The 18,669-nt window shown below is 70.5% G+C and carries 17 protein-coding genes; 10 read left to right on the forward strand and 7 right to left on the reverse strand.

What is annotated here, in order from left to right; translation table 11 throughout:
* Positions 1–1,050: DUF2252 domain-containing protein (locus MKK64_RS27160; RefSeq protein ID WP_243938835.1), on the reverse strand; the 1,050-nt coding region annotated here is incomplete at its 3' end.
* A 138-nt stretch (positions 1,051–1,188) separates the two neighbouring features.
* Positions 1,189–1,983, reverse strand: a complete 795-nt coding sequence (xth, locus tag MKK64_RS27165) for an exodeoxyribonuclease III (RefSeq protein ID WP_243938837.1) — start codon at positions 1,981–1,983, stop codon at positions 1,189–1,191.
* Between the two features lie 101 nt (positions 1,984–2,084).
* On the opposite strand from xth, the gene MKK64_RS27170 reads away from it, so the two are divergent.
* The 3 genes from MKK64_RS27170 (at position 2,085) to glpX (ending at position 5,400) form a co-directional block, all read left to right on the forward strand.
* Positions 2,085–2,765: a ceramidase domain-containing protein gene (locus MKK64_RS27170; RefSeq protein ID WP_243938839.1), complete on the forward strand. Its 681-nt coding sequence runs from the start codon at positions 2,085–2,087 to the stop codon at positions 2,763–2,765.
* Between the two features lie 169 nt (positions 2,766–2,934).
* Entirely contained in the window at positions 2,935–4,257 is a 1,323-nt protein-coding gene (locus MKK64_RS27175) for a homoserine dehydrogenase (RefSeq protein ID WP_147726670.1), read from the forward strand.
* 147 nt (positions 4,258–4,404) lie between these two features.
* Entirely contained in the window at positions 4,405–5,400 is a 996-nt protein-coding gene (gene glpX, locus MKK64_RS27180) for a class II fructose-bisphosphatase (protein WP_243938841.1), read from the forward strand.
* Between the two features lie 58 nt (positions 5,401–5,458).
* On the opposite strand, the gene MKK64_RS27185 is transcribed toward glpX, so the two are convergent.
* The gene (locus MKK64_RS27185; RefSeq protein ID WP_243938843.1) at positions 5,459–6,445 is read right to left on the reverse strand and encodes a L,D-transpeptidase; all 987 of its coding nucleotides are present in this window, start codon (positions 6,443–6,445) and stop codon (positions 5,459–5,461) included.
* Between the two features lie 445 nt (positions 6,446–6,890).
* On the opposite strand from MKK64_RS27185, the gene MKK64_RS27190 reads away from it, so the two are divergent.
* From MKK64_RS27190 to MKK64_RS27210, 5 genes are all read left to right on the forward strand, one after another.
* Positions 6,891–7,154 (forward strand): hypothetical protein, encoded by a 264-nt coding sequence (locus MKK64_RS27190; protein ID WP_243938845.1) that lies wholly within the window; start codon positions 6,891–6,893, stop codon positions 7,152–7,154.
* A gap of 400 nt (positions 7,155–7,554) precedes the next feature.
* A complete protein-coding gene (locus tag MKK64_RS27195; protein ID WP_147728409.1) occupies positions 7,555–8,808 on the forward strand; it encodes an MFS transporter in 1,254 nt (417 codons plus the stop codon).
* A 418-nt stretch (positions 8,809–9,226) separates the two neighbouring features.
* A complete protein-coding gene (locus tag MKK64_RS27200) occupies positions 9,227–10,519 on the forward strand; it encodes an MFS transporter (RefSeq protein WP_243938846.1) in 1,293 nt (430 codons plus the stop codon).
* 10 nt (positions 10,520–10,529) lie between these two features.
* Entirely contained in the window at positions 10,530–11,750 is a 1,221-nt protein-coding gene (locus MKK64_RS27205) for a CaiB/BaiF CoA transferase family protein (RefSeq protein ID WP_147858916.1), read from the forward strand.
* 21 nt (positions 11,751–11,771) lie between these two features.
* On the forward strand, positions 11,772–12,581 hold the full coding sequence (locus tag MKK64_RS27210) for an enoyl-CoA hydratase/isomerase family protein (protein ID WP_243938847.1): 810 nt from the start codon (positions 11,772–11,774) through the stop codon (positions 12,579–12,581).
* Positions 12,582–12,855: 274 nt separating this feature from the next.
* Here the strand turns inward: MKK64_RS27210 and MKK64_RS27220 are convergent, their stop codons facing one another.
* From MKK64_RS27220 to dctP, 3 genes are all read right to left on the reverse strand, one after another.
* Positions 12,856–14,208 carry a TRAP transporter large permease gene (locus tag MKK64_RS27220; RefSeq protein WP_243938850.1) on the reverse strand — a complete coding sequence of 451 codons (1,353 nt, stop codon included), beginning with the start codon at positions 14,206–14,208 and terminating at the stop codon, positions 12,856–12,858.
* Positions 14,205–14,900: a TRAP transporter small permease gene (locus MKK64_RS27225; protein WP_147726681.1), complete on the reverse strand. Its 696-nt coding sequence runs from the start codon at positions 14,898–14,900 to the stop codon at positions 14,205–14,207. Before MKK64_RS27225 ends, MKK64_RS27220 begins: the two co-directional genes overlap by 4 nt.
* Before the next feature lie 112 nt (positions 14,901–15,012).
* Positions 15,013–16,035, reverse strand: a complete 1,023-nt coding sequence (gene dctP, locus MKK64_RS27230) for a TRAP transporter substrate-binding protein DctP (protein ID WP_147726682.1) — start codon at positions 16,033–16,035, stop codon at positions 15,013–15,015.
* Positions 16,036–16,195: 160 nt separating this feature from the next.
* Between dctP and MKK64_RS27235 the strand changes: the two genes are divergently transcribed.
* Both MKK64_RS27235 and MKK64_RS27240 read left to right on the forward strand, forming a co-directional pair.
* The gene (locus MKK64_RS27235; RefSeq protein ID WP_147843307.1) at positions 16,196–16,852 is read left to right on the forward strand and encodes a GntR family transcriptional regulator; all 657 of its coding nucleotides are present in this window, start codon (positions 16,196–16,198) and stop codon (positions 16,850–16,852) included.
* Between the two features lie 157 nt (positions 16,853–17,009).
* A complete protein-coding gene (locus MKK64_RS27240; protein WP_243937582.1) occupies positions 17,010–17,936 on the forward strand; it encodes a class I SAM-dependent methyltransferase in 927 nt (308 codons plus the stop codon).
* A 4-nt stretch (positions 17,937–17,940) separates the two neighbouring features.
* Here MKK64_RS27240 and MKK64_RS27245 read toward each other — a convergent pair whose 3' ends face one another.
* Positions 17,941–18,642, reverse strand: a complete 702-nt coding sequence (locus MKK64_RS27245; protein ID WP_147726689.1) for a GntR family transcriptional regulator — start codon at positions 18,640–18,642, stop codon at positions 17,941–17,943.
* Between the last annotated feature and the right edge of the window lie 27 nt (positions 18,643–18,669).

An 18,669-nucleotide genomic window follows, 5' to 3' on the forward strand; every position in this document is an offset into this window, starting at 1 on the left:
GAGCACGTCCTGGTCCGAGTTGCCGCAGAGCAGCGCCACGTAGGCGCGGGTCCCGACGCTGCCGACCCCGACGACGCGGTGGGCGACGTCGACCACGTGGTAGCGGCTCAGCATGAACCGGCGCTCGCGCGGCAGCGTCTCGGCGTAGTGCTCGAGCCCGGTGATCACCGACTCGCGGGTGTCGTCGTCGACGCGCGTGAGGATCGGGGCGTCCTCGCGGAAGCGCCAGCCTCCGTCGACGCGGCGCTCGCCGACGCGGGCGAGCAGGCTCTGGTTGTTCTTCTTGCGCGCCTTCTCCACCGCCTTGCGCACGACGGCCTGGGACGCCTCGTCGATGCGGACGCCGGAAAAATCGAGCTCGTCGGCGCGGGTGGCCTGCTGCCAGACGTCGAGGGACCCCTGCGGCGCGAGGTCCAGCATCGTGTGCTGGTAGCCGCCGACGGCGGCCATCACCGCCTGCCGGCGCTGGTCGGCGGGCACCCCGTCCTCGCGGGCCGCGACCTCGATGCTGGCGACGAGGCGCTTCAGGTCCCACTCCCAGGGGCCGATCGTGACCTCGTCGAAATCGTTGAGATCGAGCACGACGTCGCCCTGCGGCGTCCCGAACAGGCCGAAATTCGAGATGTGCGCGTCGCCGTTCATCACCACCATGATCTCGCTGCGCGGGCTGTGCGCGAGATCCCAGGCCATGACGTGGGCCGCCCCGCGCAGGAAGGCGAAGGGCGAGCTCGCCATGCGGGCGACGCGCAGCGGCACCAGCTCGGGCTGCCGCCCCTCGTGGGCGCCCGCGATCAGGTCGACCGGATCGGGCCGGTCGGCGGGCAGGTCGAGGGCGGCGTGAGCTGCGTGGTCCACCACCTCGCGCAGACGCTTGCCGGCGGCGCGGCGCTTGTCCCAGGGCTCGCCGCCTGCGCGGAGATCGATGTGCGGGTAGTCGGCCAGCGGCTCCAGGACGCCGGCTTCGGCGGCCTCGTCCGCGGCCGCGTGGTCCTGGCCGGTCTCGGCGCCGGCGGACGCGTCCTCGCCGTGGATGGGGTTCGGTCGTTCCATGGCTGCCTGCGACTCCGATCGACCGGGGACAACCTTGACCGCATAAGTTCGTTGCGGCGGCGGGGATTATGTCGCCATCGAATCCGTAGGGCGTAGCGCGGAAGGGTTACGATATCGGACGCCGGGCCGATCCGGCCTTCACGTCAGCTCCACCGTCACGGGCACGTGGTCCGAGGGCTTCTCCAATCCGCGCAGGTGCTTCTGCACCGAGGCCGCGACCAGGCGGTCGGCGGCCTGGGGCGAGAGCAGCAGGTGGTCGATGCGGATGCCGAAGTTCCGCGACCAGGCGGCAGCCTGGTAGTCCCAGAAGCTGTAGAGGCCGGGGCGCGGGTCGCAGGCGCGGACCGCGTCGGTCAGCCCTTCGGCCAGCAGCGCGCGGAACGCCGCGCGCGTCGTCGGCAGGTAGAGCGCGTCGTCGGCCCAGGCTGCGGGCTCGGCCGCATCCTCCGGCTCGGGAATGACGTTGTAGTCGCCGGCCAGCACCAGGGCGGTCTCCTCGCGCATCCGCGCGCGGGCATGCAGGCGCAGGCGCTCGAGGAAGGCGATCTTGTAGGGGTATTTCGGGCTCGCCACCGGGTTGCCGTTCGGCAGGTAGATCGAGGCCACCCGAACCGGCGCGACGCCGTCCCCGGCGACCAGCGCCTCGACGTAGCGGGACTGCTCGTCCTCGGCGTCGCCCGGAAGCGCGCGCAGAACGGTGTCCGGATCGTAGGTCAGCGGCGCGCGCACCAGCAGCGCGACCCCGTTATAGGCCTTCTGGCCCACGGCCTCGACCGCGTAGCCCGCCGCCTCGATCTCGGCGCGCGGAAACGCCTCCTCCTGGCACTTCAGCTCCTGCAGGCAGACCACGTCCGGCTTGGCCTCGTCGAGGAAGGCGAGCAGGTGCCCGACCCGCTGCTTGATCGAATTGACGTTCCACGTGGTGATGCGCATCGCTGGCGTCCTGGAGAGCGGAGCCCGTCATCGGGCCTTCGCACCGCCCTGACAAGCGGAAGGCCGGACGCATCGTCGTCCGTCCCGCAACGAGGTCGCCGGTGGACTGGTTCGAGCCGATCGCCGGCTATTGCGAGCGCGGGAGCGCGGCGTTCTGGGCCGAGCCGGTCAACGCCGTCTCCAACGCCGCCTTCCTCGTCGCCGGCACCGTCGCGTTCCGGCGTACCCGCGCGGTGGACGATCGGCCCGCCGCCGCTCTCGCGCTCCTGACGGCAATCGTCGGCGTCGGATCCTTCCTGTTCCACACCCTCGCCGTGCGCTGGGCGATGCTCGCCGACGTGGTGCCGATCGCCGTGTTCATCCACGCCTACTTCTTCCTGGCGATGGTGCGGTTCCTGCGATTCGGGCTCGTGGCGGCGGCGGCGGCGACCCTGGCGTTCGCGGGCTTCGGCTTCGGGCTCGTCCCCGCCCTCGATGCCGCCGCCGGGCGCTCGGTCGAGGCCCTCACCAACGGCTCGGTCGACTACCTGCCGGCCGTGCTGGCGCTCCTCGGCGTCGCGCTCGGGCTGCGATGTCTCGGCGACCCGTCGCCGACCGGCGAGCGGCTCGTTGCGCTGGCGCTCCTGTTCGGCGTCTCACTCGCCCTGCGCACGATGGACCGCAGCGTCTGCGCGCGCGTGCCCGTCGGCACCCACTTCCTCTGGCACCTGCTGAATGCCGGCATCCTCTTCGGCCTGGTCGTCGCCGCCGTGCGGCATCGGGCGGCGTCGCGCCGCCGGTGACGGGGGGCGCCCGGAGACGACCGCGCGACCGGCCGATTTCTTGCGCCTCCCGGCAAATCGAGGCAGAAGGACGCCGCCGCAGCCGATGGGGCGCGCGGCGTACCCCGCGCCCGTCCGCGCTGGCCGACAGGCCGCCGACGGCGCAGGGCAGAAGGCTACGAAAACCAGCATGTCCCAGAGCTTCCGCCTCGGTGTCGCCGGTCTCGGCACGGTCGGTGCCGCCGTCGTCCGCATGATCGCGCGCCGCTCGGCGGCGCTCGCCGCCGCCACCGGCCGCGACATCCGCGTCGTCGCGGTCTCCTCCCGCGACCGGACGCGCGACCGCGGTTTCGACGTCGCCGGGCTGCACTGGTTCGACGACCCGGTGGAGATGGCGCGCTCGGCCGAGGTCGACTGCGTGGTCGAGCTGATCGGCGGTTCGGAAGGGCCGGCCAAGGCGGTCGTCGAGGCGGCGCTCGCCGCCGGCAAGCCGGTCGTGACCGCGAACAAGGCGCTGCTCGCCCTGCACGGCGCGGCGCTGGCGACGTCCGCCGAGACCGCGGGCGTGGCCCTGGCCTACGAGGCGGCGGTCGCCGGCGGCATCCCGGTGATCAAGGCGCTGCGCGAGGGGCTGGCCGGCAACGCGGTGAGCCGCGTCTACGGGATCATGAACGGCACCTGCAACTACATCCTCACCCGGATGGAGCGCGAGGGCCTGACCTTCGAGGCCTGCCTCAAGGACGCGCAGGCGCTGGGCTACGCCGAGGCCGACCCGACCTTCGACGTCGAGGGCTTCGACACCGCCCACAAGCTCGCGATCCTGACGAGCCTCGCCTTCGGCACCGCGATCGACGCCGAGGGCGTCTCGGTCGAGGGCATCTCCGGCGTGAAGCCGCTGGACCTGCTGATGGCCGAGGAGCTCGGCTACCGGATCAAGCTGCTCGGCGTCGCGCAGGCGACGGAGGCCGGGATCGAGCAGCGCGTGCACCCGACCATGGTGCCGAAATCCTCCAGCATCGCCCAGGTGATGGGCGTGACGAACGCGGTGACGATCGACGCGGACGCCGTCGGCGAGCTGACCCTGATCGGCCCGGGCGCCGGCGGCGAGGCCACGGCGTCGGCGGTCGTCGCCGACATCGCCGACCTCGCCGCCGGCCTGACCCGCCCGACCTTCGGCTGCCCGACCGCGCAGCTGCGCCCCGCCGAGCGGGTCGAGATGCAGCGCCACGAGGGCGGCTATTACATCCGCCTCACGGTCCACAACCGGCCCGGCGTCGCGGCGGGCGTGGCCACCCGCATGGCCGAGCGCGAGATCTCATTGGAGAGCATCCTGCAGCGCCGCACCGGGGAGACGGCGGAGAGCGATCCGCACGGGCGCTCCGGGCAGCCGGTGCCGCTGGTGCTGATCACCTACGCCGCGACGGAGGGCAACATCCGCGCGGCGCTCGACGCCATCGCCGCCGACGGGCTGCTGGCCGAGGCGCCGCAGCTCATCCGGATCGAGCGGGAATAAGCCTCCTCGGCACTCGAAGGATAGGCACTATCGTTCCTCTTCGCTGGAAATTCGGAAACCTGAGTTATTTTCGTGCATCCTGCCTGCGCTAAGCTGTAGGAGCAGGGCACCGAAAACGTTCGGGCCGCGGGAAGGGCTTGGGAAACGATGGACGAGGCGCTCATGCAGGGCTCGCGGAGCGTCGTCGCGCGCACGCTCACCCTCGAACTCGCGCGCGTGACCGAACGCGCTGCCATCGCCGCGGCGGCCCTGCGCGGGCAGGGCAACGAGAAGGCCGCCGACCAGGCCGCCGTCGACGCGATGCGGGCCGAGCTGAACGCGCTGCCGATCGACGGCACCGTGGTGATCGGCGAGGGCGAGCGCGACCAGGCGCCGATGCTGTTCATCGGCGAGCGCCTCGGCAGCGGCGGCGGGCCGCGCGTCGACCTCGCGGTCGATCCGCTGGAGGGTACGACCCTGTGCGCCAAGGACATGCCGGGCGCCATCGCGATCATGGCGATGGCCGAGCGCGGCTCGCTCCTCGCCGCCCCCGACGTCTACATGCAGAAGATCGCGATCGGCCCGGGCTATCCGCCGGGGGTCGTCGACCTCGACGCCAGCCCCGCCGACAACATCGCTGCGCTCGCCCGCGCCAAGGGCGTGCCGGCCTCGCAGATCGTGGCGATCGTCCTCGACCGGCCGCGCCATGCCGACCTCGTCGCCGCGATCCGCGCGGCGGGCGCCGGGGTCCGCCTGATCTCGGACGGCGACATCGCCGGCATCATCTTCACCAACTCGCCCCACGAGACCGGCGTCGACATCTATCTCGGGACCGGCGCGGCGCCCGAGGGCGTGATCGCGGCCGGCGCGCTGCGCTGCATCGGCGGCCAGATGCAGGGCCGGCTGATCCTCGACACGCCCGAGAAGCGCCGGCGGGCGCAGGACATGGGCATCGGCGACCCGAACCGGAAATACGAGCTCACCGACCTCGCCCGGGGCGACGTCATCGTGGCGGCGACCGGCGTCACCGACGGCGCGCTGCTGCGCGGCGTGCGCTTCAGGCCCGGCGTGATCGAGACCGAGACCGTGGTCTATCGCTCGGCCACGGGCACGGTGCGGCGCATCCTCGGCGAGCACCGCCGCACGGAGCGCAACGTCGACTGAGCATGCGCGAACGCCGTCCGCGGAGTCTCCCCCTGCGGACGGCGCGGTCGTTCCCCGCTCAGTTCAGGACGACGACCTTGGTGCCGACGTTGACGCGGCTGAACAGATCGATCGCATCCTGATTGATCATGCGGATGCAGCCCGACGAGACGCTCTTGCCGATCGAGTTCGGATCGAGGGTGCCGTGGATGCGGAACAGCGTGTCCTTGTTGCCCTGCCACAGGTACATGGCCCGGGCGCCGAGCGGGTTGCGGTTGCCGCCGGGAACGCCGACGCCGCTCGGCAGCGTGTCGACCTCGCGGGCGAGGTGCGGCGTCCGGGCGATCATCTCCTTGGGCGGGTACCAGTCGGGCCAGGCCTGCTTCAGGTTCACCGTGGCGGTGCCCGACCACGAGAAGCCCTGCTTGCCCACGCCGACGCCGTAGCGCCGCGCCCGGCCGTCGGCCTGGACGAGGGTGAGCTGGTGCGCCCGCGGGTCGACGATGATCGTGCCGGGCTCGTAGGGCCCGGTATAGGCGATCTCCTGGCGCAGGAACGCCGGGTTGGTCTTCTTCCAGTTGAACGCCGCCACCGGGAACGCGTCGTCGGCGATCGCGGCATAGGCCTTGTCGTAGCTGATCGGGCCGTTGTCGATCGGCCGGTTGATCGCGGCGGCCATGGCCGGGGAGAGCTGGTTGGCGCCGGGCTTCGGTCCGACGGTGAGCGGCGCGGCGGGCGCGTCGGCCGGGCTCTCGGCCAGCGTCTCGGGCGGGCGCTCGGCGAGCTGCTGGCGCTCGGGGGCGAGGCGGCGCTCGGACGTCGCCGCGCGATCGGGAACGGCGCGGCCGAACTCGACGCGGCCGGCATAGGGCTCGTAGCGGCCGGCGCGGAGGCGGTAGAGCGCGCCGGTCTGGTCCTGGAACAGGCGGTCGTCGTCGCCGACGCCGTCGATGGCGCTCGAGGCGAGGGTGGCCCGTCCCTGGGCGTGACCGGGCGCGGTCGCGGACAGGCTCGCGAGGCTGGTCATCGCGCCGACGAGCAGAAGGCTTCGCAGGGTATTCGACATGGCGGTTCGAAACGTCCTTGATCCGAGGTCCCCGGGTCGGCGCGGGGCCGGCACGGAACCTTGAGTCACGCGGTCGTGCAGCGGCGGCCGCGATCCGGTGGTGACGATCCAAGGCTTAGCAAGTCCCGGCCCGTCGCGTCATCCTCCGCAGCGTCCCGGACGCCGTTTCATCGCGTGCCGTCGATTCCTTGCAACGGTCGGCGCAGAGCGCGCGCTCGTCTATCGAGAATCTGCCGGGTCGCGAGATCTGCAGTGCAGAGCCGGTGCGTGGCCGGAACGGGAGGCGAGAGCTGGATCGCAGCATCCGGGCGCCCGTCGGCACCCGCCCTTTACCATGCCCGATCGTTCCCGGCAGAGCGGGGACAAGTTGCGGAGACGCGATTGATTTGTCGCCCGTCTTGGCGCCAACAGTATCGCAGATCACACCATCTTCGGACATCGACCCGTGTCATCCGCTTCGAACTTGCGCGCGCGCCTCGCGGCGTCGCTCCTGGCGCTCGCCTGCGTCGTCGCGGTCCCGGCCGTCGCGCGGGACGCCGCGAAGCGTCCGGAGCGCCCGCCCCCGGTCCAGACCGTCGAGCCGGACGCGTCCGAGCCGAAGGCCGCCTGGACGGCGGGGACCGCGCCGCCGGATTGCACGCGTGCCCGCCGCAAGTTGTGGCAGCCCGAGCAGGGCTGGATCGTGAAGGCCATCACCACCTGCCATTGAGGCTGCGATCCGGCATCCGATCTCGGAGACGTGATCGGTTGATCCGTGGGCCATGCACCCGCACGGGATGCCCGTGGATTGGGCGGATTCCGGCGATCGCATCCTGCCCAGGCATCGTTGCCTTGAAACCCGGCATCGGGTGCTCGCGGGACGGCCGCATCCCGTCCCGTCGCCGGGCCCATTGCACCCCGAAGGTCCGACCCTCCGGAGCGCCGGTTCGTCAGGCCGGGGGCATCCGGCGACGCGTCCGCGTCTGGCACGGTTGCTGCTTGGGGTGGTGCGCTGCGCCATGCGCGGCACGCTGGGCAACGAAGCCTCGCAATGCGGACGGTGTGAGTCCGGTTCCTCCGGCATGAGCGGCTGCGCCCGAGCGCCCGCCTGATCAAGACGAGCACCCACGATGGCCTCCTTCAAGACCGTGATGAAGTCGGGACATCCCCCGACGCTGTTCGCCGCCTTCCTCTACTTCGACTTCTGCTTCGCGATCTGGGTCCTCAACGGCGCCATGGGGCCGTTCATCACTGAGACCTACAAGCTCTCGCCGGCCCAGACCGGGTTCATGATCTCGCTGCCGATCCTCGCCGGCGCGATCATGCGCTTCCCGCTCGGGGTGCTCGCCCAGTACATCGGCCGGAAGAACGCCGCCATCACCGAGATGAGCGTCATCATGCTGGCGATGGCCTACGGGTTCTTCTTCATCTCCAGCTACAACGACGTGCTCGCCATGGGCGTGCTGCTCGGCATCGCCGGCGCCTCGTTCGGCGTGGCCCTGTCGCTCGGCTCGGGCTGGTTCCCGCCGGAGCACAAGGGGCTCGCGATGGGCATCGCCGGCGCCGGCAATTCCGGCACCGTGCTCGCCGTGCTGTTCGCGCCGCCGCTCGCCCAGGCCTACGGCTGGCAGGCGGTCTACGGCTTCGCCGGCTGCGTCATGGCGATCCCGCTCATCGTGATGATCGTCCTCGCCAAGGAGCCCCCGGATCTCGAGCACCAGTCCTTCAAGGACCACATCTCGTGCCTGTTCACCAAGGACGGCTGGGCCTTCTCGCTGATCTACGTCATCACCTTCGGCGGCTTCATCGGCCTGTCGAACTTCCTGCCGACGTTCTTCTACGAGCAGTTCGCGGTGACCAAGGTCGAGGCCGGCCGTCTCACCATGCTCGCCGCCTTCATGGGCTCGGGCATCCGCATCCTCGGCGGCTACTTCGCCGACCGGCTCGGCGGCATCGCCGTGCTCTCGGTCGTCCTGCTCGCCTCGATCGCCTCGTTCCTGGCGCTGACCGCGACGCCGTCGCTGGCCGCGACCACGATCCTGTTCATGCTCTGCTTCGCCGCGCTCGGCGCCGGCAACGGTGCGCTGTTCCAGCTCGTGCCGCTGCGCTACCCCACCAACACCGCGGTGTCGGGCTCGATGATCGGCGAGATCGGGGCGCTCGGCGGCGCGATCCTGCCGAACGTCATGGGCTTCTCGAAGCAGTATACCGGCGCCTTCGCCACCGGCTTCGTCGTCTACGCCGTCTTCGCCGGGATCGTGCTCGGCTGCCTGTTCCTGTGGCAGCGCAAGTGGGTCGGCACCTGGGTCGGCCCGCGCGGCAAGGTGCTCGATCCGTCGGCCACCCCGGCCGCGAACGACGGCATGCGCGCCGCCACGGCCTGAACCCTCTACCATCGTCACGGATTAGCACGGGGGCTTCGGCCCCCGTTTTTCGTTTCGCCACCAGCCGACGACGAGAAGGGCGAGCGGGGACGGCGAGACGCGACCGTCGCGGTCGCTGCCTCAGCCCGGCGCGAGGGACGCGCAGTCCGGTGCCGTGCTCGGCCCGCCACGGGTGCGATCGACCCGCCCCCGCCTCGCTCGCGCTGCCCGAGCCATCCCGGCGCCGCCGTCGGCCGACGTCGCGGTGGATTGCGCCTGCGGAAAAAACCAGGTCTTTGTCACCGACGGTTGCACTCCGGCATCGGCCGAGCGTACTGAATACCTAATGCGAAACGTCGCATCCGGTCGCGAGGCCAGGGTGCCGGCGAGGACCGCCACAAGGCGGCTGCGACAAAAATCCTGCCGGAGGATCGACGCCATGATCAAGCGCCTGAGCGCCACGAATAGCGTGCTGTTCCTGCTCTGCCTGATGTACTTCATCACCTATCTCGACCGCGTGAACATCGCCACCGCGGGCGCCGTGATCATCAAGGATCTCGGCATGTCGAATACTCAGTTCGGCCTGATCCTTTCGGCCTTCGCCTACCCCTACGCGATCTTCCAGGTGATCGGCGGCTCGGTCGGCGACAAGTTCGGCGCGCGGCGCACGCTCCTAGTCTGCGGCCTGATCTGGGCCACGGCGACGATCCTCACCGGGTTCGTCGGCGGCCTCGTCAGCCTGTTCCTCGCCCGCGTGCTGCTGGGCTTCGGCGAGGGCGCGACCTTCCCGACCGCCACCCGCGCCATGCAGAACTGGACCGCGCCCGGACGGCGCGGCTTCGCGCAGGGCATCACCCACGCCTTCGCACGGCTCGGCAACGCGGTCGCGCCGCCGATCGTCGCCTTCCTGATCTACCATTTCGGCTGGCGCTCGAGCTTCGTCATCCTCGGCGCGATCAGCTTCGTCTGGGTCGTGGTCTGGTACCTGTACTTCCGCGACGACCCGTCCGACCACAAGTCGATCACCCAAGCCGAGCTCGACCAGCTGCCGCCCCCGCGCAAGGTCGGCGCCAAGCAGTCGGTGCCGTGGGGCGCGCTGACCAAGCGCATCCTGCCCGTCACGATCACCTATTTCTGCTACGGCTGGACCCTGTGGCTGTTCCTCGGCTGGCTGCCGAGCTTCTTTAAGCAGAGCTACGGCCTCGACCTGAAGAACTCGGCGCTGTTCGCCTCGGGCGTGTTCTTCGCCGGCGTCGTCGGCGACACGCTGGGCGGCGTGCTCTCCGACCGGATCTTCGAGAAGACCGGCAACCTCAAGCTCGCGCGCCTCTCGATCGTCGTGATCGGCTTTCTCGGCGCGGCAGCGAGCCTGACCGGCGTGTTCTTCACCCGCGACCTCACCTACGTCGCGCTGCTGCTGTCCTCGGGCTTCTTCTTCGCCGAGCTGGTGATCGGGCCGATCTGGTCGGTGCCGATGGACATCGCGCCGAAGTTCGCCGGCACCGCGAGCGGGCTGATGAACACCGGGTCGGCGGTGGCGGCGATCGTCTCGCCGATCGTGTTCGGGCTCATCGTCGACGCGACCGGCGACTGGACGCTGCCGTTCGCGGGCTCGATCGGCCTGTGCCTGCTCGGCGCGGCCACCGCCTTCACCATGCATCCCGAGCGGCCCTTCGTGGAGCCGGCCGAGGCCGGTCTCGTCCCGCCGGGGGCGACCCTTCCGGCGCGCTGAGAGGATGCCGATGACGGAGACCCGACGCGAAGGCCCGCTCGCGGGCGTCAAGGTGGTTGAGCTCGCCCACATCATGGCGGGCCCGGTCTGCGGCCTGATGCTCGGCGACATGGGCGCCGAGGTGATCAAGGTCGAGAAGATCCCGGGCGGGGACGACACCCGCCGCTCGGTGCCGCCCGCGATCGAGGGCGAGAGCGCCGCCTACATGATGATGAACCGCGGCAAGCGCGGCCTCGCCCTCGACCTTAAGAGCGAGGCCGGCAAGGCGGTGCTGCACCGCCTGCTCGCCGATGCCGACGTGCTGATCGAGAACTACCGCGCCGGCACGATGGAGAAGCTGGGCTTGAGCTACGAGGCCCTCCGCGAACGCTACCCCGCCCTGGTCTACTGCTCGCTCTCCGGCTTCGGCCGCTCCGGCCCCTACGCCGAGCGCGCCGGGTTCGATCTCGTCGCGCAGGGGATGAGCGGGCTGATGAGCGTCACCGGCGCCGGGCCGGGCGAGCCGCCGATGAAGTGCGGGCCGCCGGTCACCGACATCACCGCCGGCATCCTCGCGGCGATGGGGGTGCTCGCCGCCTACACGCACCGGCTCAAGACCGGCCTCGGCCAGGTGGTCGACACCTCGCTGTTCGAGGCCGGCATCACCCTGACCTACTGGCAGTCGGCGATCGCCATGGCGACCGGGATCGCGCCGGGGCCGATGGGCTCGGCCCATCCGCTGAATGCCCCCTACGAGGCGTTCGAGACCGAAGACGGCTGGATCACCATCGGTGCGGCCAACCAGACCAACTGGCTGCGCCTGCTCGACGTGCTCGGCGCCGCGGAACTCGCCGCCGACCCGCGCTTCGCCCTCAACGCCGGCCGCATGGAGCATCGGATCGCCCTCGCCGAGGCGCTGGCGCCGTTCTTCCGCAGCGCCACCTCCGAGGCGTGGCTCGCGCGCCTGGAGGCGGGCGGCGTGCCGGCCGGGCCGGTGCTCGACGTCAACCAGATGCACCGCGACCCGCACACGCTGGCCCGCGAGATGGTGGTCCCGGTCGATCATCCCCGCGCCGGGACGATGACGACGCTCGGGCTGCCGGTGAAGTTCTCGGCGACGCCGGGTAAGGTCCACGGCCCGGCACCGCTCTTCGGCGAGCACTCGCGCGCGATCCTGCGCGGGGCCGGCTACGACGCGGCGGCGATCGACGGCTTGATCGCGGCGGGCGTCGTGGGTGAGACAACGGCGTGACGATTGGAGAGGACTTCCACCATGAGCGACGCCGCCCCGACCGATGAGCTGCTGGTCTCCCAGGACAGCGCGATCGCCCGCATCGTCCTCAACCGGCCCCACGCCCGCAACGCGCTGACCTTCGCGATGTACGAGGGCCTGGTCACGCAGTGCCTGCGGATACAGGAGGACGCCTCGGTCAAGGCGCTGGTGATCACCGGTGCCGGCGAGAAGGCGTTCGCCGCCGGCACCGACATCGCCCAGTTCCGCAGCTTCGAGACCGCCGAGGACGCGCTCGGCTACGAGCGCTTCATGGACCGGGTGCTCGGCACGCTGGAGCGGATGCGGGTGCCGACCATCGCGGCGATCGCGGGCGCCTGCACCGGCGGCGGGGCGGCGATCGCCGCCGCCTGCGACCTGCGCATCGCCACGCGCGACGCCCGCTTCGGCTTCCCGATCGCCCGCACGCTCGGCAACTGCCTGTCGCAGGGCAACCTCAAGCGCCTGTCGGACCTGATCGGCCCGGCGCGGGTCAAGGACATCATCTTCACCGCCCGCCTCGTCGGCGCCGAGGAGGCGCTCGCCATCGGCCTCGTCGGCGAGGTGGTGGCCGATGCCGCCGCCCTGGCCGCGCGCGCGACGGAGCTGGCGACGCTCCTGACCGGCCACGCCCCGCTGACGATGCAGGCCACCAAGGAAGGCCTGCGGCGGCTCGCCGAGGAGGCCGCCGCCCCCGAGGGCGAGCCGCAGCCCGGCGACGACCTGATCCTCAGCTGCTACATGAGCCGCGACTTTCGCGAGGGCATGGAGGCGTTCCTCGCCAAGCGCACGCCGGACTGGCAGGGGCGCTGATCCGCTTTCCCGCACGGGCGATCGAACCTCGCTCGATCCGCATTGGGTCGCCCGTTCGCCACGCATCCCCTCGCTCCGCCTGCGGGGAGAGGGCCGCAACGACCTCGTCGTCGGCGCGGCGAGGCGGCAGCCGAAGGTGAGGGGGCTTCGACGAAGGAGCTTCGTTCGTCCCCACCCCCTCACCCTCGCTACGGCTTCGCCTCCGCTTCCCGCAGGCACGACGAGGTGCCTTCGGGCCTCTCCCCGCGTGCGGGGAGAGGGGAGAAGGGCCGCGCTACCGCGTCGACGGCAGCAGCAGGTCCGGCAGCCACAGGGCGATGCCCGGCACGAGGCACAGGATCAGGATCGCGACCGCCATCAGCACCACGAAGGGGAGCGTGCCCCAGATGATGTCCGAGAGCGGGATGTCGGGGGCGATGTTCTTGATGACGAAGATGTTGAGCCCCACCGGCGGGTGGATCAGGCCCATCTCCATGGTGATCGTCATCACCACGCCGAACCAGACGAGGTCGAAGCCCGCGGCCTTCAGCGGCGGCAGGATGATCGGCGCCGTCATCAGGATGATCGAGACTGGCGGCAGGAAGAAGCCGAGCCCGATCACCAGCCCGAGGATCGTGACCAGCAGCACCCAGGGCGAGAGCTGCATCGCCACGATCGCGGCGGCGGCCGACTGCGAGATGTGCAGGTAGCTCATCACGTAGGCGTAGAGCAGCGACATGCCGATGATCAGCATCAGCATGGTCGATTCGCGCAGGGTCGCGGTGAGGATCGGGCTGACGTCCCGCGGGCGCCAGACGCCGTAGATCGCCGCGATCAGGCCGAGCGCCAGGAGGCCGCCGAGGCCCGCGGTCTCGGAGGGCGTCGCGTAGCCGCCGTAGAGCGCGACCATCACGCCGGTGAGCAGCACGACGAAGGGCAGCACCCGCGGCAGCGTCTCGAACCGCTGGCGCATGCTGTAGGTGTCCTCGGCGAGGATCGGCGACTGGACGCCGCCCCGCTCGTAGGCGGCCTTCGCGGTGGCGTACTCGGCGCGGAAGCGGAACATCGCCCACGCCGCGAACAGCCCGACCAGCAGCAGCCCCGGCCCGATGCCGGCCAGGAACAGGCGCCCGAGCGACTGCTCGGCGGCCACCGCGTAGAGAATCATGGTGATCGACGGCGGCAGCAGGATGCCGAGCGTGCCGCCGGCCGCGATGATGCTGGCGGCGAAGCCCGGCGAGTAGCCGCGCTTGCGCATCTCGGGGATGCCGGCCGAGCCGATCGCCGAGCAGGTCGCGGGCGAGGACCCCGCCATGGCGGCGAACAGCGCGCAGGCGAAGACGTTGGCGATGCCGAGCCCCCCGGGGATGCGGTGCATCCAGGCATGCATCGCCGAGTACAGGTCCTGCCCCGCCTTCGAGCGCCCGATCGCGGCGCCCTTCAGGATGAAGAGCGGGATCGAGAGCAGGGTGATCGAGGCCATCTCCTCGTAGACGTTCTGCGCCACGGTATCGAGCGAGGCCGACGGCATGAAGAAGAACATGAACGCCAGCGCGACGAAGCCGAGCGCGAAGGCGATGGGGATGCCGGCCAGCATCGCCGAGAGGGTGGCTCCGGCATAGAGGAAGCCGATCGCGGCGGTGCTCATCGGGTGATCCTCGCGGTGTCGACGGTGTCGCCCATCGGGTCGGTGCCGCGCGGCGTCGCGTCGGGCCGCTCGTGCATGTCCTTGTTCAGGTCGGCGCCGACGCCGATCTTCGGCGCGACCCAGCCGGCGGAGTTCGGGCCGTAGGTCAGGGCCTGGACGATCTGCACGGCGAACTGGATGCCGAGCAGGCTCATGCCGACGGCCATCAGCGCGTAGGGGATGGCGAGCGGCGGGCCCCAGCTCGATTGCGAGACCTGGCCGTCGACCCAGGCCTCGTGGAACAGCGTCCAGCTCTTCCAGGCGAAGAACACCACGAAGACGAAGCTGATCACGTCAGCCATGAGCAGGCGGGCGCGGTTGACCTTGGGCGACAGGAACCCGGTCAGCGCCTCGATCGCCACGTGGCCGCGCTTGGCCTGGACCGCGGCGGCCGAGAAGAAGGTCGCGCCGACGATCAGGAACACGGCCATCTCGTCCTGCCAGTCGGTCGGCTCGTGCAGGACGTAGCGGATCACCACGCTGTAGCTCAGCACGAGGCAGGCGCCGACGAGCGCCAGCCCGCCGAGCACCATGATCACCCCGTTCAGGCGCTTCATCGCGCGATCCATGACGCCGAGCGCGCCGGGGATCCGGGGCTCGGCGACCGCCTTCGTCTCGGAGGCGGCCGAGGCCGCGTCGAAGGCGTGGCTCATCGTGTGTGCTCCCGATGCCGACGCCTCGGGAGCGTTCCGCGGCACCGGCCGCGGCGCGCATTCGCGCTTGCCGGCCGTTGGCCGGATGGCCAGGACTGCGCTTGCATCGCGCTCATGCGACCTGCTCCGCGAGCTTCAGGAGCTCGGCGCACTGCGCGTTCTTGGAGGCGTAGTCCTTCCACGCCGTGTCGCGGGCGATGTCGCGCCACTGCCCCATGGTCTTCTCGTCGAGGTTCTGCACCTTGGCGCCGGCCTTCGCGAAGACCTGCTCGACATGGGTGTCGTCGGCCTTGGCGCCGTCCTGGCCGAAGGATTCGAGCTCGGCGCCGACGGTCATGATCAGGTCCTGCTGGTCCTTCGGCAGGCCGCTGAAGATCGACTTCGACATCATGATCGGCTCGAGCATGAACCAGTACGAGCGCTCGCGGCCGGAGGTGAGCGCCTTCGACAGCTCCTCGAGGCGGAACGAGATCAGGCTGGTGGAGGAGGTGATGACCGCGTCGCACGCGCCGGTCTGCATCGCGGCGTAGGATTCGCTCGACGGGATCGAGAGGGTGGCCGCCCCCGCCTGCTTCATCATCAGGTCCATCTCGCGCGAGCCGCCGCGGACCTTGAGGCCCTTGGCGTCGGCCGGCGCGTAGAGCGGGCGCTCGCGGCTGGCGACGCCGCCCGCCTGCCAGACCCAGGAGACGAGGATGATGCCCTTGGCGTCGAGGATCTCGGTGAGCTTGCGGCCGACCGGCGCCGCCTTCCAGGCGACGCCCTGCGCGTAGGAGGTCACCAGCCCCGGCATCAGACCGATGTTCAGCTCGGGGATCTCGCCGCCGGCGTAGGGCGACGGGTAGAGCGACATGTCGAGCGCGCCTTTGCGCATCGCGCCGAACTGGGCGTTGGTCTTCATCAGCGACGAGCCGGGATAGACCTGCACCTCCAGCGCGCCCTTTGAGCGCTCGCCGACGGCCTTCGCGAGCTTCCGGCACATGCGGTCGCGGAAGTCGCCTTCGTCAATGGTGCCGCCCGGGAACTGATGCGAGAGCTTCAGCACGGTCGCGGCCTGGGCCGCGCCGAGGCCGAAGCGCAGCAGGGCCGGCGCGGCGAGGCCGCCGGCGAGGAGGGCGCGTCGGGTCGGCATCATGATGTTTCTCCCGCGTCGCACAATCGCGACTGTATTGTTTTGCGCCGCACAATATACGGGATGCAACGCTTGGTATACATTGAAGGGGCTCTTGTATATTTTGTCAACGCCCCTGCATAATGAGCGGAGAGAAAACGTTGCGCCCGGGAGGGGTTCGGCGATGAGCCAGGCACAGCGCCTGCGGCAGACCATCGAGGACGAGATCGTGGCCGGCCGCTTGGCCGTCGGCGCGCGCCTCGACGAGGTGGTTCTCGCCGAGCGGTTCGGGGTGTCCCGGACGCCGATCCGCGAGGCGCTGCTGCAACTGGCGGTCACCGGGCTCGTCGAGACCAAGCCGCGCAAGGGCACCATCGTCAGCGCGCCGGAGCCGCAGCTCCTGCTGGCGATGTTCGAGACCATGGCCGAGCTGGAGGCGGCCTGCGGCCGCTTCGCGGCCCGGCGCCTGACGCCGGACCACGAGGCTGCGCTGAAGGCGGCGCTCGCGGCCTGCGAGACCGCCGCCGCGGCCGGCGACACCGAAGGCTACTACGCGGAGAACCACGTCTTCCACGCGGTGGTCTACGGCGCCTGCGGCAACGCCTTCCTCGCCGAGCAGGCGCGCCTGCTCAGCCGGCGGCTCGCGCCCTATCGCCGCCTGCAGCTTCGGACGCGGCATCGGCTCGGTCAGTCGCTGGCGGAGCATGACAGCATCGTCGCGGCGATCGTCGGCGGCGACGACGCGGCGGCGGCCGAACGGCTGCGGACGCACGTGGTGGTGCAGGGCGACCGCTTCTCAGACCTGGTCGCCGGCCTGCGCTCCCTCGGCAACGCCGCCTGAGCCACCGACCGGACGGAACCATCCGGCTCGGGCGGGCAGCGGGAATTGCATTTACCGCGATTGCGATCGGAGCGGGCGTCTACGCAGAACAACTCAACCACAGATTGTTTTTGATGGTACGATCCTTCGTCCTGGGGCGTGCGGGTCGGAGTCGTCGATGCTCAAGCACTTGGTGAAGACCGCGGGCCGGAAGGCGGGTCTCGACATCTTCCGGGCGAGCACCGATCCGTTCCGGTGGAGCCACACCGTCCACGATTACTATCCGGTCGCCCCGCAGGCACGCTGGCAGCCGCAGACCCTTCCGCACAGCCGCCTGCGAACGGTGCTCGACCAGGGCCGCCCGGATTACGAGCGCTTCGTGTCGGCGCTGGAGGACCACGCGGCGCTGATCCACGGGGTCGCCCACGCGCCCGACATCGCCAACCCGACCGCGCCGTGCTGGAACAACACCTGGTTCACGGCGCTCGATGCGGCGGCCCTCGTCACCTTCCTCGCCTGGAAACGGCCGGCGCGCTACGTCGAGATCGGTTCGGGCACCTCGACCTGCTTCGCCCGCTACGCCGTCGAGGCCCTGTCGCTGCCGACGCGGATGACCTCGATCGATCCCAACCCGCGCCGGCACATCGACCAGATCTGCGACCGGGTGATCCGCCAGCCGCTCGAGGTCTGCGACCTTGCGGTCTTCGACGCGCTGCAGGCCGGCGACGTGCTGTTCTTCGACGGGTCGCACCGGGCCTTCGCCAACTCCGACGTGGTGGTGTTCTTCTTCGAGATCCTGCCGCGGCTGGTCCCGGGCGTGATCGTGCACATCCACGACATCTTCATCCCCGACGACTACCCGACCGCCTGGAACTACCGGCTCTACAACGAGCAATACCTGCTCGCCGCGATGCTGATGTGCGGACGGCCGCCGTTCAAGGTCACGGCGCCGATCACCTATCTCTGCCAGGATGCCGGCTTCGGCGAGCGGGTGAAACGGGTGTTCGCGGCGCCCGCCGGCGGCCCGGACATCCCGTTCCACTACCCGAACGACACCGGCCTGCCGGGCGCCTCGTTCTGGTTCGAGATGACGGACGCCGACTAAAGCCTCAGTCGGCGGCGTCCGCCGGCAGGTCGGCGGAGGCCTCGCCGAAATTGGCGGCGATCACCGGCTTCTTGCCGCGGATGTGCTCGCGCATCAGCTGGGAGAGCGCGGTGCCGTCGCGGGCCCGCAGAAGCTGCACCATGCGGTCGTGCTCCTCGATCGCCCGGGTCCACTGCTCGGGCGTCTGGTGCGCGGAGTAGCGCGAGCGCTGGATGCGGCCCGACAGGCTGCGATAGATCCCCGCCAGCGTCGCGTTGCGGCTCGCGGCCATGATCGCCTCGTGGATCTGGCGGTTGAGGCGGAAGTAGCCGGCCTCGTCGGAGGCCTTCCACATCCCGACCATCGCGTCGTGATCCGCCTGGATCGCGGCGATCTCGTCCTCTGTGACGGTGCGGCAGGCGAGGTCGGCGGCCGTCGCCTCGAGGCCGGCGATGACCTCCATCATCTCCTCGATCTCCACCTGGGAGATGCTGGCGACCCGCGCCCCGCGATTGGGCAGCAGCTCGAGGTGGCCTTCGGTGGCCAGGATCTTGATCGCCTCGCGAAGCGGCGTGCGCGAGATGCCGAAGCGTTCGGTGAGCTCGCCCTCGTTGACGCGCGCCTTGGGCTCCATCTCCCCGGATTGAATCAGCGCCCGGATCCGGTCCGCCACCTCGTCGTGAAGATAACGTCGATTGATGCCGAGGCCGGGATCGATCTTGTTCATGCGTTCGATGCAATCGCGGGCGAGCAG

The sequence above is a fragment of the Methylobacterium sp. E-025 genome, assembly GCF_022829705.1.
Classification (GTDB): domain Bacteria; phylum Pseudomonadota; class Alphaproteobacteria; order Rhizobiales; family Beijerinckiaceae; genus Methylobacterium.